Here is a 13,528-nt window from a genome sequence, read left to right on the forward strand (position 1 = left end):
CAGAACCAATGAAGTTATACCCCAGCGGCATCAAATTTACTTCGATACTGCTGGGGTGAGGTTCCAGTCCAGCGCTTAAACGCTCTTGAGAAATTGCTCTGATCAGAAAAACCCAACATAAAGGTTATTTCTGCGAGGGTTAACTTTCCATCTCTCAGAAACTGTTCGGCAAAGTGCAGCCGGCAGGCATCCAGCAATTCACTGAAACTGCTGCCCTCTTCTTTGAGTTTTCGCTGCATGGCCCTAGCACTCATCCCCATGTGCTCAGCCACTTGTTTTTGATCGACATCACCATCAATAAGATAGTCGAGCAAATAGGCTCGCACCTTGGTGGACAACAATTCACTCTGGAAACGCGCCAGGTATTTTGTCATCCACTCATCAAGCACATCCCCCAAATTGGGATTCGCGAACAGCAACTCCTGTTCAGTGTCCGACTTGTTGAAAATCAGTTCGTAGTGTTTTTCGCCAAAACCGACCTTACAGTTGAAAAACTGCTGATACGGTGTTTCATTCTCTTGGTGATGAATAAAGTTCGCGGCAGCCGGTGAAAAGTCTGCGCCCAGCATAGAACGAAAAAGCTGCACCATGCAGCCGATAAAGGCTTCCATTGCCTCTTCGGTAACTTCCACATGCTCGGCAGGAATTTCAAACAGCAAGCGAATATAGCCTGCACTCTCGTTCAAGCTTAACAGCGCCCCATCACTGGTTAAGCGATAAAAGCGTATACAACGGCGCAAACCTTCGAGCAGCGTCGAGCTTGAAGCCATGGCCATGCCAATCGCACTAAAGGCATTAGGCTGAAAATGTTTAGCCACCGTCAAAGCAAAAGCCGGGTCTTCACATTGCTCCACCGCACCTCGCCACACCACTTCCATTTTATAAACCGGCACCCGAGCGTTCGGAGCCTTTATCTGCTCTATATCAATCCCGGCCTTCTCAAATAATGGGCGAGAATCCAGGCCATAACTTTCGATCGCCTTTGCGATCAACTGAGCCCAACTGGCCGTCGTGCTTGGGGTATTGGGGATTAGGGTGCTCTCGGTCATTACGTAACTGCTAAAGATTCCTGCTTGAGGCGCTTGGGGACTGATTTCTGTCGCTGATTGACCAGAAGCCCCTCGCTCAAAGGCTTACATTTTATCGATAACGTAATAATAAGCCATAGCTGGTGGAGAAACATGCCAAAAAATTACCCCCCTTTTAAATACACACCGACAAACACACGCCTTCGGAAAAGTAGCCTACTGGCCCTGAGCATTGCCGCCATTGTCTCAACAGGACAAAACCATGCTCAGGAACTCGCCCTTGAAGAAGTTATCGTAACGGCCCAAAAGCGCAGTCAGAGCCTGCAAGATGTGCCTATTTCCGTGAACGCCGTAAGCGGCGACAAACTTGAAAGCGCCGGCATCGAAAACCTGCAGGACTTATCCAGTTATGTACCCAACCTCAAAGTGGTTGAAGGCGGCCTGGTGCCCCAACTTTTTGTACGCGGCATTGGCTCAGGCGGCAACCAGGGTTTTGAGCAATCTGTGGCCACCTATTCTGACGGTGTTTTTTACGGCCGGAGCCTGCAATCTCGTTCCGCCTTTATGGACATCGAGCGCGTGGAAGTCTTACGCGGCCCGCAAAGTATTTTGTTCGGCAAAAATTCCATCGCAGGTGCGATCAGCTTGATCAGCGCCAAACCCACCGATGAACTGGAAGGTTATATCGGCGCGAAATATGCCCCTGAATTTTCAGACCTCGAAGTCAACGGTGCAATCAGCGGCCCGCTAAGTGATTCGCTCAGAGGTCGACTGGCTTTTCGCACCCGTGACGATGATGGCTGGATGCAAAACGGCCTTACCGGTCAAGACCAGCCACAACTGGAAGAAGCAGCCGTGCGTGGCACTCTGGAATGGGATGCCAGTGACAACCTGACGGCTTCATTGAAAATTGAACATTCCAAAATGGATAGAAACGGTCGTGCCCGCCAAGTCATCACACCCGGGTTTTACGCCGTCAATCCGTTTATTCCAGCATTAAATGACGACAACCGTATTGATGACACCCTTTGGGGTGACGGCGCCAGTGTGCTGGATTTTGAAAGCAATAATTATGTGCTTAAGGTCGATTATGAAAGCGACCTTGGAACCTGGACCAGCATTACGGCCTATTCTGATTATGATTATTCGGAACTGGATTATGATGGCGATACCACAGAGTTCCGACTTAACTCCCTGGACATGCGCGAAGAGTACGAGCAATTCAGCCAGGAAATTCGCCTCGTGTCGCCCGGTGGTGACACCGTAGATTACATCGTCGGTGCTTATTATCAAAGTTCGGAGCAACACTATCTCGAAGAAGCCTCGATTTATGTGAATGACTTTGCACCCAATCTGGGCCTGGGCACCAACCTGAAACTCGATCGCCCATTTACGCAAAAAAGTGATTTATGGGCTCTCTTCGCTCAACTCACCTGGAACATCAGTGAGGAATTACGAGTGAGCCTGGGACTGCGTTATGGCGATGAGGATAAAGAAGGACGTCGTCAGCAAACCACGCGAACGCTGGACCCTCTTGGTGGCGGGCTCATCCCAGCTGGCACACCCGTTTTTCAAACGCCTGCCCTGGCTGCTTTAGCCAGAGGTCTTTCTGCCGGTTTCCGCATCGTCGATCACACGCTTGAAAAAAGCCGAGACGAAAGCGTCTTAAGTCCATCCATTAATATCCAATATGATATCAGCGATGACACCATGATATACGCCAGCTACAGCTCAGGTTATAAATCGGGGGGTTTTGATGCTCGCGGAATTAATGGCGCAACCAGCACGAACAATCCATTTAATTATTCACCAATTTCTTTAGGTGGCGATAACTTTGAATTTGACGAAGAAGAAGCCGACACCTTTGAAATAGGCGCCAAAAGCAGCTTGCTGGATGGGGCAGCGGAAATCAATGCCGCCATTTTCTATACCGAGTACGACCAGCTACAGGCCAGTATCTTCGATGGCACCTTTGGGTTTAATGTACTGAATGCCGGCCAGGCGACCGTACAAGGTGTCGAATTGGATGGACGCTGGCGTGCTCACGAGAACCTGATGTTCAGCTCAAGCATGGCCTATCTGGATTTTGAATGGAAAGAGTTTGATGAAGCGCCCTGCCCGGGCGTTGGCAACCAAACACCGAGCAGCAGTGGCGTAAACTGCGATTTCAGCGGATTGGAAAACAATCAAACCCCGGAATGGACCTGGAATCTGTCAATGGATTACTTCTACGCTATCAATGATCAGTTGGGCTTGAACTTTATTGTGGATGCGCAGTTTAAAGACAACTACTACACCTCTGGAAATCTGGATGCCCGCCAGGAACAAGGTGGAGCAACTTTGTATAACGCTCGAATCAGCCTGAGCCCGGATGATGACAATTGGCAGTTGGCCATCAGTGGAAAAAACCTGACAGACAAACGAATCCAAAGCTACGGTGCGGATATTTCCCTGAGTAAAGGTTTTGGACGGGTTCCTGCGGGCGGTGTGTCTACCGAAACTTTACGCCCGAGAACGGTGGCACTCGAAGCCATTTACCGATTCTGATCGGCTGAGATTCCGATCAACAAACACAGCTTAAATACGACTATCCAATTGTGCGTTGACCACCGCTCTAAACAGCGGTGGTCTTTTTTTGCGATATTTAGACCGTTAAGTGATTAGCAATCGGCAGCTTGCGGATTCTTGGACCACCCGCATTCGCCAACGCATTAACAATCGCCGGAGCCACCGGAGGCACACCCGGCTCACCCACACCACGCGGCGCATCGTCCGCTTCAACAATCTCGGTGTGAATATCCGGGCTTTCGTTCATCCTTGTCAAACGATAACCGTCGAAGTTACCCTGCTCGACCTGGCCATTCAGTGTGGTGATCTCACTGTACATCGCAATGCTGGTACCGAAGATCATTGCGCCTTCCATTTGGGATTTCACTCGATCCGGATTCACGACCTGACCGGCATCAATCACGCTGTATAAGGCCAGCAGTTTGGGTGTGTTGCCATCCCAAGCCACTTTGGCCACCACCGCGACATGGGCTAAAAAGCTATAATGGTAGGCCAAGCCAAATCCAACACCTTTTTCCCGGGGGGCATCCCATTTCGCGTTTTTACATACCCTTTCAATCACCGCTTTTGCACGAGCGGTTTCATAGGGGTACTGCTCAATCTTGTTGCCATAGTTACTGTAGCTGTCTACGCGCGGCTTGATATTGCGATCGGGCCCAAGCGATTTCAGCCAGAACTCTTTAGCGTCCATATTTGCGGCCGCTGCCAACTCACCCATCAAACTGCCGTTTGCAAATGCCATGGGAATATTAATTACCGAACGCAGCCAGCCAATTCGCATATGCGCGTTGATCTTACGACGCTTCAAGGCGACATTGGGCACATCAAATGGAAAATCATGGAAGCCCTGATCCAGCTCCCATCCCGCCATACTGTCCGCAGGACCAAAAGTAGAACCGATGGACGGGAAGGCGGCACTGCCCTGCCAGGCCGTAATGTTTCCGCCTTTATCAACAGACGCTTTCAATTGGGTATCACAAACCGCGTGTAAATAATCATGACGGATATCGTCTTCACGACTCCAGGTGACTTTAACCGGCTTGCCGAGCTGCTTCGCTAACAAAGCCGCCTCCGCCACAAAATCCGGTTTGGATTTACGACCAAAACCGCCACCAAGGTAAGTCACATGAACGGTTACCTGTTCGGGGTTAATGCCCAAACTCGCGGCAACCTGACGCTGAGCAGACTGTGGGGTTTGGGTACACGCCCAAACCTCGCAACGTCCGTCTTTATAAATTGCACTTGCCGCAGGCGGCTCCATAGACGCATGGGCCAAATACGGAACGTGGTAATTGCCTTCAACAAGATGGGCTGCTTTTGCAAACGCAGCCTTTACGTCACCTTGTTCATAAAGATGCAAACTGCCCTCATCTTTCTCGTGACTGGCAGCCAATATTTGGTCGTATTCTTTTGAACCGTGGGTTTTGTTTGCTCCTAAATCCCACTGCAATTTCAGTTTCTTGCGTCCTTGTTGAGCAGCCCAGGTATTGCTTGCGATCACCGCAACGCCCTCAAGCGCATTAAACGCCGCAGGTAGCGGCTTGCCCTGAATTTTCTCGACGGCTAACACACCAGCAACGGCAAGTGCCTCTTTATCATCTACCGAAATCAACTTGCCACCCATAACCGGGCTGCGTTCAATACTGGCGTGCACCATATCCGGCAATTGAACATCCACACCAAAAGTGGCCTTACCCTGAATAAATTCGGGCATATCAACACCCGAAACCGGCTTGCCGATATAGTTAAAATCTTTTTTTGCCTTGAGCTTCAATTTGTCGAGGTTTGGCAACGCTTCCTGAGCGGCCAGACTGGCCAACTCCGCAAAGCTGGCAGATCGCTTGCCATCGCTAAGTTGATGTTTGTCGACAGAAATACGATCAACGCTGACGCCCCATTTTTTTGCGGCAGCCTGGCGTAACATTTCCCGCGCCGCAGCGCCCATTTTTCTCATGGGCAGATAAAAGTTGCGTACGCTACGAGAACCATCGGTATTTTGCGAACCGTATTCTTTATTCGCCTGCCCCTGAATCACCTGCACCTTATTCCAGTCAGCGCCCATTTCATCGGCCAGAACCTGTGGCAAACCGGTGCGAATACCCTGCCCCATTTCCGAGCGGTGACAGACAATTCTGACGGTGCCATCCAGCGCCAGCTCAACAAACAAATTCAAACGCAAAAAGTCTTCGGCACTGCTGTCGGCGCCACTGATAAGATCCATCGGCACCGCTTTGGGAGCCGCCTGAGCCAGAGGAGCACCCAGTAATAAACCAGAACCGGCAATGCCTGTAGCCTGCAGGAACTGACGTCGGTTCAGCTGGCTGATTTCCTGAATAGAATGTTTGCTCATGCTGTTTTCTCCTGTCCGGCTTTGGCGGCTTTCTTAATCGCCTCCTTAATACGCGGATAGGTACCGCAACGACAAATGTTGCCACTCATAGCGCCATCGATGTCCTCGTCACTCGGCATGGCGTTGTAGGCCAATAAAGCCGCCGCACTCATCATTTGGCCCGGCTGGCAGTAGCCACATTGGGGCACATTAATGTCTTTCCAGGCCTCCTGTACCGGGTGGCTGCCGTCTTCGGACAGCCCTTCGATGGTGGTTATGGACTTGCCCGCGACCACCGACAACGGCGTCAGACAGGAACGAATGGGTGCTCCGTCCAGGTGAACAGTACAGGCACCACAAAGGCCTTTACCGCAGCCATATTTGGTACCCGTCATGTGTAGAATGTCTCGCAGAGCCCACAACAAAGGCATATCCGCCTCGGCCTCCACAGCTTGTGCTTGTTGGTTCAAAGTAAACTTAATCATCAGGCTATCGGTCACGTAGTTAGGGTTATTTATTTCTGTAATTGTATGCTGCATCTTATTCAGCCACTTGGCCATTTTCACGGAATTCGGCACTTAGGGGCTGATGCTGCAACCTTGAGGTCAGGATTGACTCAGAATTAGGTGGCATCAAGTATATCGACGTTATTCTAGCAAAACACCCCTGCCAATTGGGCCATGATAAAACGAGCCAAATGCGGGTTAAAACGAGCACTTAACAGAGGTATATGACAATAAAGCGCCCCCAAATTGGGCATGATCATCAAAATCAATATTTTTGTCGTCGAACCCCGCATTTAGTGTAAATTGTTTGGTTTTTAGACAGTTTTTTCTTGTAGAATGCGCGCCTTGTCAAACTTGGCTCAAGCACCTTCTTCTGGCGCCCAACCAGGCGAGACGCGTTAGAAAGCTTTATGTAGGAAAGACTATGATACCTATCACCATTGAGGTGGAACTCTCTGGTTTGGCGCTGCGAGACGTCATGATGCCAACGGTTCCATCAAGGGGAGAGAGCTTAGTCATGGAAGATGTTCATTATTATGTCACGCGAGTGACCCACGATGTGGAAGCAGGAAAATGCATTGTGACCGTGCGCTAAGCTCGCCCGGACAATCATAGAGAAGTCGCTTCACCGCCAAACCGGCCTCTCCGGTTTATGCCCGTCGTTATGATAAAAATAAATAGGAGCCGCTAGAACCAGGCGGCTCTGATCCTTTCTTTAGACATTAACAAATCACTCCCCCAGCGAGAACCCAGGCTCGATCATGTGTGGCTTTTGGCAATACATCACAATCAACACTATCGTCATGCCTAGGCACAGATAAGGCCAGCCTAAGATCCACTGCTCAAGCTGAACTGCCGCCAGATGCTCCCGAATAAGGAAGAAAGAATAGAAATGGTAATGTCGCTAAAACCGTTCCTGCGATGCAATCGTTGTCGTCTTCCGAGCAAAATATGACTTTTAGCACTCATCAGTCATCCGCATGAGCCCTAAGCTGTATAAACGGTAACATGAGGACTAAAAGAATGAACGTAATCGCAGGAACACCTCTCTGGGTATATCCTTTGTTTGCAGTACTGCTGGCCTTTTCCATATGGCAAAGCCAGGGCAGAACCGTCAACATGATTCAACTTGCCATTCTTCCCCTGCTGTTTCTAATCACTTCAACCGCCAGACTGGCTCAAGTCGACCAGATATTGAGCCTGCTCTATCTATGCACCCTACTTTTCATCAGCTGTCTGCTCGTCTATTTTCGATCCCGAAAAAGAGTTCACGTATCAGCCACACTGGGAAAAATTGAGTTGAGTAAAGATTGGATACGTGGTGCCGGGATTATGTTGATATTCTTCTGCCAATACTACCTGGCTGCTCGCCAGGCAATACTTGGAGAAGGAATCCCGCTAGGAGAACACTCAATACTTGCCGTAATCCTCGCCTTGTCTACCAGCCCATTACTGAGCACCGCCATTGCTGCCTGGGGGCTCAAAAGATCGCTTTAAATTTTTATTCCAAAAGCGAGAAACTGCCCTAAAGATCAGTATTTCAAAAACAGAAAGAATGAATGACCTTAAAACTCTACCGAGCCAGAATCAAAAATACTATTGAGACAACTGGCTTTTACGATAACTCAATACTTCGTTTAGTAATAAACGTTTGGAAAACTTGAGAAGCTCACTCTTGTAGCCCGGCAAGACCACATTAGCCCCATCCCATTCAACCATGCAGGTTTTTTCCAAGTCTAACAACATAGGCTTCTTATGCGCATCCGCCTCTTTGCGCAAGCAAGTGTACAACTCATCAATTGCAGAAATTTGGTCAGCGGAAATCTCAGCCCTACTGTCCAGCAGGGAAATTGCAGTCACATCAAAGGATAAGACTGCAGTTACCATAAACATCCGTTTTCTCATGTTATCACCCATCATAAATTACCCTTGCCCATAAAGGGCCTTAAGTAATTTTATATTCTCGTTGAAAATTCGTATCGAAGGCCGCAAGTTTGACCCATTCAGTTCTAAGATTGGGAAGGCTTTCATACAATAACTGATAGTCTTTTTTCTTCCAGAATCTCAGATAAATCGGGGGAATATGGATATACTCAAGACTCTGGATATCTGCCAAGGGTGACAATCCCAAATCCTTACTCTTCACATTGTAGAGCATAATTACCTTAAGATTTGTCATGGATGCTATTGGCAAAAGAGTGTCATACTCCTTTGTTCTTGTTTCAGTTCCATCAAGGGTTAATGACTCAACACCTGATAATTCACCTACATGATCTAATGAGTTCATTTCTCTAAAGTTCCCGCTCAGCGATAGAACCGACAAATGATCTAATGCCCTTAATGCTTCGAAGCCTTCAACCCCTGGTGCCCCCGCTAGATTAAAGTGTGTCAGGTTTGACAAATTGCTAATATCTTTGATGGAACTGATTCGAGATCGAAGAATGGATAATCGTTTCAGACTCTTTATCTGACAAATCTCATTAAAAAAGACCTGATTTACTGACCCATCAACTCCCAAATAGGAAAGTTTTTCAAAAAGATGTAACTTATTACGCCATTCGCTCATTCCGGCCGACTCTTGCCTAAGATGAAACCTATTAACACTTTTCAGTTCTTCATCCAACAAACCATCGTTTGCAGTAAACTCTTTATCATCCAGGTCTAACCACTGGATATGATCTGGCCCCAAACCAGCCATGAATAGCCTATCCAAGTCCCTAGCGACATTATCCATGCTCACTTCCTTTTCAGTATTATCACCCTTCATATATTGGCCTTATTCACATAAGGTCTTAAGTGATTTTATATTCTCGTTGAAACTCAGTATTGAAAGCGGCAAGTTCTACCCATTCAGTTTTAAGATTGGGAAGGCTTTCATACAGAAGCCGATAATCTCCCCTTCCCCAAAATTTCAAGCAAGATCTGGGGATAACAATATATTCGAGCTTCTTAAGCTTGGCCAATGGAGTCAAACCTTGGCTAAGGAAATGGACATTAAAGAGCATTATCGCCTTGAGATTACACATAGACATGATCGGAGATAATGACTGATATTTCTTTGCTTTGGTCTCAATCCCACTCAGAGTCAAAGATTTAAGAAATGGCAATTCAGCCAAACAATCCAATGAATTTATCACTTTAAAATCACCACACAAAGAAAGCGCTGATAAACCACTTAAATTTCTTAGGGGACCGAAGCTTTCAAGTCCAGGTGATCCCATGAGGTTAAAATGAGTCAAATTTGATAAATGCTGTATCTTTTCAATTGACTTAACTCTAGAGCGAACAATCGAAAGCCTTTTTAACTGACTTAGTTGGCAAACACTTTCAAAGAAATTTTGATTAACTGACCCTTCAATAGCGAAATACACTAATCGTTCAAAAAGACCAAGTTTATCTCTCCATTGTTTCATTCCTGCAGACTCCTGGCGAAGGAGAAACCTCTTAACATGTTTCAGCTCTTCATTCATCAGGTTGTCGGAAACGGATAAAACCCTCCCATCCAAATCACACCATTCATCATGACTTGCCCCCAAACCTGCATCACAAAGACTATCGATGTTACGCGAAAAAATATCCACACCACTTCCTTTCTATAGTCATTTAATAGTCGTCCGGGAACCTAGGCACAATTTCGCATGCCGTAACATATTCTGGTCTAACAAGGCTTACCCCCATAAAACCCGTCCAACACTCAATTTCGGCCTATCGCTGGCACACACCCGTAGAGCAAAAACTCAGCTCACGATACTCCGGGCCGAGCCAGCGATGACATGAAGCGCAGGGCATCCATTTGACAATGGGACAAAAATCAGCCCCATACTCAACGGGTCACATCGGCCCTCGAATCAAATTCAATCCATCCAGGTGATACTCATTCAGCAGCTCTGAAGGTACTTGGTAAAGACTCGATTCGCAGCGCTGAAATTGTATTCATATTTTCCGCCAATATTACCAAGCCACCACTGAGTACGGCCATTTCAACTTGTTTGCTAAAGAGACCGCTTTGAGTTTCACCTAACAAAACAGTAGCCAAACTGCTTAGATCCACGTCTTGATAACATGAAAACAGCGCTTAAGCTGTGTTCTGAAAAGTACAAAATCTTAAGTGATTTTATATTCTCTCTGAAAACCAGCATCAAATGCGGCAAGTTTGATCCAATCATTTTTCAAGTTCGGTAGGCTTTCGAGCAAGAATTGGTAATCTTGCTTCTTCCAAAACCTCACACAAGCCGGAGATAAATATACGTACTCTAAAGTTTGAATTTTAGCCAGAGGATCTAACCCTTGTTCTTCAAATCGAACATTATAAAGCATTAGTGCTCTTAGACTTTTCATAGCAACAATCGAAGATAGAGATTCATATGTCTTTGTTTTAGTCTCTAACCCACTTAAGGTCAGAGATTCAATATTAGGCAGCTCACCCAAATCATCAAGACAATCTATTTCCCTATAATCTCCACACAAAGATAGGACTGATAAACCAGGTAACCCTTTCAAGGGTTTAAAGCTTTCAAGTCCCGGTGATCCCATAAAATTAAAGTGCGTCAAGTTTGATAGGGCCTCGATACTCTCAATCGACTTAATTCTGGATCGAATAATTGATAATCGCTTCAAACTGGCAACCAGACAAACCTTATCAAAAAATTCCTGATTCACTGAACCCTCGATTCCGAGATATAAGAGTTTTTCAAAAAACTTCAACCTATCTCGCCAATTTCTCATTCCAGCGACCTCTTGACGAAGATTGAATCTTTCAACTCCTGACAGAGAACTATTTTCCAAACCATCAAAAGCAGTGAAGGCCTTCCCATCCAAGTCATACCATTGATCATGGTCCGCCCCCAACCCTACTTCACACAAGCCCCTAAAGGTCTCTAGAGAATTATTCACTTCCTCTCCTTCTACATTTTTTAATAATCGTCCGGAAACTTAGGGACAAATTCACACGCAGCTAACCATTCCGGCCTTACTGCTCCGGTAAACGGGCCTCTTTCAAACCAAACTACAGTCGAGCCCAAACAGCGCCCCTAACCATTGAAGATCAAGCCTCATTACGGTGTTGAATATAAGGCAATAGTTTACGTGGAAATGCGGATTTTCATGTAGTAAGAAAATATGAAAATATAGAGGAGCTAATACCATTGAGAGATAGACACATTCAGCTTGAAAAGATGTTGAACAATAAATCAAATAAGCATAATCTCCCTGCCGACATTGAATTATGCGTTAATTGAACCCGAAGGTTGTGAAAAGGGAAGTTTCATGAAAATTGTAAAGGATCACATCTCTAAATTTATCTGTGCTGTGCTTGTTCTGGCTATCGGACAAGCAAGCAACGCAGCCCCCAACAAAAAACCGTTTGTCGATGTGCTTGCTTATTTAGCATCCTCCGATACTGATCCTCATAGAGTAGAGTTCTATCGAACGCTCGCAAATGCTTATCCTCTAATAGAGGGTGAAAAGCTCTTAGCGCTAATTGAGCGAGATCAGGAAATCCTCGCTGTAGTCAGAATCATATGCGGGGATAAGGGCATTGATTGCAATGGGGAAGCATTCGCACCATACCTTGAGGACATTTACAGCAATATCGCTGCAAGCATAAACCCAGGTGGGAAGAAGCTTCTTCCCAAGAAAATTCTACCCTATAAAGGCATGCTGCGAATGGATATAGATTTATCACACACCTCAAAGAGAGGGGAAGCTTATCTTTGATATTTACTAACACTCAAAAACGGAAAACCTTACATAATCTCCTTTGTATCTCCCACACCATACGCTCATCACTTTGATGAAATGATCTCGGAAGCAGGTAAAAGAATGGAAATGGATGCCAACAATTGACGACCCTCCCCTTTTATTAGTTTTGGCACCCTGCGCACAAAACACCGATCGTCTCTGCGGTATTGGTATCGTAGACGCTTAATCTATCCAGAATTGCCAATATCCGGATCATATTGGAAGACACGTTCACTTCTGCCACTTTATGAGAATAATATTGAAGACTTGGCCGGCAGAATATGTCATCGTTGGCCCTCAGCCGAATTACAAACCCAAAATTATGGAGGATCATGTATGAGAATTGTTATATCACTGGTTTTGGCGATCATGTTTTTGATAGCCGACGAAGCGAACGCACAGAGTAAAGCGTCTGAGATATTTGGAAATATGAAATCTCTGGCCGGAACATGGGCTGTAGAGGGCAAGGAAGAATCCAATTTTCGTATTGATTTTGAGCTTATTTCAAACGAAACCGTTTTAGTTGAAACCTGGCGCCGAGGAAGCAAGAAGCACTCTATGACAATGTATCACCTTGATGGAGACACACTACTTGCCACCCATTACTGCCCTCAGGGAAATCAACCAAGACTTCAGCTTTCAAAAACGTCGACGGCTCAGCTATTGTCCTTTGACTTTCTGGACGCCACCAACCTGCCAAGTATGGATAATTCGCATCAGCATTCTCTTGGCTTTGAATTAGATAAGACTTTTAATAAATTGCTGAGAAAAGAATCGTATCTAAGCAAATCTGGTGAAAAATATGACGCTCTTCACTTGATTCGAAAAAGCTAAATACGAAGGCCATGAAGAATAAATTGAATATAGGTGTTACAAGCCTGATTCTGGGGGCATTGATCTCGATTTTTACCGCCATGGCCCATATATCGTGCATCTACTTTGGGCCGGCTTGTTACAAAGCCCAAATGGCACCCCCCGAAATAGTCCAATCAGCCATTGACGGTACCTGGCTCGCCCCCATTGGTACCTTGCTTGTATCATTTATATTTCTTCTTTGTGCGGGCTACGCCCTATCAGCAGCCAAACTCTTAAAAAAGCTGCCTTTTCTCAAGCTCGCTATCTATGTTATATCCTTCATCTGTATCATCCGAGGGGTTGCAACACTGCCATTATCCATCGCGTTTCCAGACATGGTAAGTGCCTTTAGTATCGCCGCAGGTGTTATTTGGTTGCTCACAGGATTGCTTTTCTTTTTCGGCTACAGGCATTCCGACACGGCCGCTTAACACCTTGCTCATAAGCACGATGCGCTGCTCATTCGGGAATTCTATCGTAAAGAACGCCACACCTTCCCAAGC

General features: G+C 46.4%; 13 protein-coding genes. 6 read left to right on the top strand and 7 right to left on the bottom strand.

Going from position 1 to position 13,528, the window contains the following annotated elements; genetic code table 11:
- Window positions 1–14 precede the first annotated feature (14 nt).
- The gene (locus G8768_RS10125; protein ID WP_166844581.1) at window positions 15–1,049 is read right to left on the bottom strand and encodes an AraC family transcriptional regulator; all 1,035 of its coding nucleotides are present in this window, start codon (window positions 1,047–1,049) and stop codon (window positions 15–17) included.
- Window positions 1,050–1,181: 132 nt separating this feature from the next.
- On the opposite strand from G8768_RS10125, the gene G8768_RS10130 reads away from it, so the two are divergent.
- Window positions 1,182–3,575, top strand: a complete 2,394-nt coding sequence (locus G8768_RS10130) for a TonB-dependent receptor (protein WP_166844579.1) — start codon at window positions 1,182–1,184, stop codon at window positions 3,573–3,575.
- A 97-nt stretch (window positions 3,576–3,672) separates the two neighbouring features.
- Here G8768_RS10130 and G8768_RS10135 read toward each other — a convergent pair whose 3' ends face one another.
- Entirely contained in the window at window positions 3,673–5,946 is a 2,274-nt protein-coding gene (locus G8768_RS10135) for a xanthine dehydrogenase family protein molybdopterin-binding subunit (protein WP_166844577.1), read from the bottom strand.
- Window positions 5,943–6,410 (bottom strand): (2Fe-2S)-binding protein, encoded by a 468-nt coding sequence (locus G8768_RS10140; protein ID WP_166844891.1) that lies wholly within the window; start codon window positions 6,408–6,410, stop codon window positions 5,943–5,945. The genes G8768_RS10135 and G8768_RS10140 overlap by 4 nt, the downstream gene beginning before the upstream one ends.
- A 445-nt stretch (window positions 6,411–6,855) precedes the next feature.
- Here G8768_RS10140 and G8768_RS10145 point away from each other — a divergent pair, with 445 nt between their 5' ends.
- The gene (locus tag G8768_RS10145) at window positions 6,856–7,026 is read left to right on the top strand and encodes a hypothetical protein (RefSeq protein WP_166844575.1); all 171 of its coding nucleotides are present in this window, start codon (window positions 6,856–6,858) and stop codon (window positions 7,024–7,026) included.
- Between the two features lie 428 nt (window positions 7,027–7,454).
- Window positions 7,455–7,928 (top strand): hypothetical protein, encoded by a 474-nt coding sequence (locus G8768_RS10150; protein WP_166844573.1) that lies wholly within the window; start codon window positions 7,455–7,457, stop codon window positions 7,926–7,928.
- A 99-nt stretch (window positions 7,929–8,027) separates the two neighbouring features.
- Here G8768_RS10150 and G8768_RS10155 read toward each other — a convergent pair whose 3' ends face one another.
- The 4 genes from G8768_RS10155 to G8768_RS10170 form a co-directional block, all read right to left on the bottom strand.
- Window positions 8,028–8,351, bottom strand: coding sequence for a hypothetical protein (locus tag G8768_RS10155; RefSeq protein WP_166844571.1), 324 nt, complete (start codon window positions 8,349–8,351; stop codon window positions 8,028–8,030).
- Between the two features lie 25 nt (window positions 8,352–8,376).
- Window positions 8,377–9,198 (bottom strand): leucine-rich repeat domain-containing protein, encoded by an 822-nt coding sequence (locus G8768_RS10160; RefSeq protein WP_166844569.1) that lies wholly within the window; start codon window positions 9,196–9,198, stop codon window positions 8,377–8,379.
- A gap of 25 nt (window positions 9,199–9,223) precedes the next feature.
- Window positions 9,224–10,012 (bottom strand): leucine-rich repeat domain-containing protein, encoded by a 789-nt coding sequence (locus tag G8768_RS10165; RefSeq protein WP_166844567.1) that lies wholly within the window; start codon window positions 10,010–10,012, stop codon window positions 9,224–9,226.
- A 523-nt stretch (window positions 10,013–10,535) separates the two neighbouring features.
- Window positions 10,536–11,324, bottom strand: a complete 789-nt coding sequence (locus G8768_RS10170; RefSeq protein ID WP_166844565.1) for a leucine-rich repeat domain-containing protein — start codon at window positions 11,322–11,324, stop codon at window positions 10,536–10,538.
- Window positions 11,325–11,696: 372 nt separating this feature from the next.
- Here G8768_RS10170 and G8768_RS10175 point away from each other — a divergent pair, with 372 nt between their 5' ends.
- The 3 genes from G8768_RS10175 to G8768_RS10185 all read left to right on the top strand — a co-directional run bounded on the left by G8768_RS10175 (window position 11,697) and on the right by G8768_RS10185 (window position 13,456).
- Window positions 11,697–12,146 (top strand): hypothetical protein, encoded by a 450-nt coding sequence (locus tag G8768_RS10175; protein WP_166844563.1) that lies wholly within the window; start codon window positions 11,697–11,699, stop codon window positions 12,144–12,146.
- A gap of 360 nt (window positions 12,147–12,506) precedes the next feature.
- Entirely contained in the window at window positions 12,507–13,004 is a 498-nt protein-coding gene (locus G8768_RS10180; protein WP_166844561.1) for a hypothetical protein, read from the top strand.
- An 11-nt stretch (window positions 13,005–13,015) separates the two neighbouring features.
- Window positions 13,016–13,456, top strand: a complete 441-nt coding sequence (locus tag G8768_RS10185; protein WP_166844559.1) for a hypothetical protein — start codon at window positions 13,016–13,018, stop codon at window positions 13,454–13,456.
- Window positions 13,457–13,528 lie beyond the last annotated feature (72 nt).

The organism is Pseudoteredinibacter isoporae (genome assembly GCF_011602085.1).
GTDB classification, from domain to species: Bacteria; Pseudomonadota; Gammaproteobacteria; order Pseudomonadales; family Cellvibrionaceae; genus Pseudoteredinibacter; species Pseudoteredinibacter isoporae.

Bases quoted from the DNA above. Each gene is read 5' to 3' on its own strand.
- G8768_RS10125 (WP_166844581.1), bottom strand. From the start codon at position 1,049: ATGACCGAGAGCACCCTAATCCCCAATACCCCAAGCACGACGGCCAGT.
- G8768_RS10130 (WP_166844579.1), top strand. From the start codon at position 1,182: ATGCCAAAAAATTACCCCCCTTTTAAATACACACCGACAAACACACGC.
- G8768_RS10135 (WP_166844577.1), bottom strand. From the start codon at position 5,946: ATGAGCAAACATTCTATTCAGGAAATCAGCCAGCTGAACCGACGTCAG.
- G8768_RS10140 (WP_166844891.1), bottom strand. From the start codon at position 6,410: ATGATTAAGTTTACTTTGAACCAACAAGCACAAGCTGTGGAGGCCGAG.
- G8768_RS10145 (WP_166844575.1), top strand. From the start codon at position 6,856: ATGATACCTATCACCATTGAGGTGGAACTCTCTGGTTTGGCGCTGCGA.
- G8768_RS10150 (WP_166844573.1), top strand. From the start codon at position 7,455: ATGAACGTAATCGCAGGAACACCTCTCTGGGTATATCCTTTGTTTGCA.
- G8768_RS10155 (WP_166844571.1), bottom strand. From the start codon at position 8,351: ATGATGGGTGATAACATGAGAAAACGGATGTTTATGGTAACTGCAGTC.
- G8768_RS10160 (WP_166844569.1), bottom strand. From the start codon at position 9,198: ATGAAGGGTGATAATACTGAAAAGGAAGTGAGCATGGATAATGTCGCT.
- G8768_RS10175 (WP_166844563.1), top strand. From the start codon at position 11,697: ATGAAAATTGTAAAGGATCACATCTCTAAATTTATCTGTGCTGTGCTT.
- G8768_RS10180 (WP_166844561.1), top strand. From the start codon at position 12,507: ATGAGAATTGTTATATCACTGGTTTTGGCGATCATGTTTTTGATAGCC.
- G8768_RS10185 (WP_166844559.1), top strand. From the start codon at position 13,016: ATGAAGAATAAATTGAATATAGGTGTTACAAGCCTGATTCTGGGGGCA.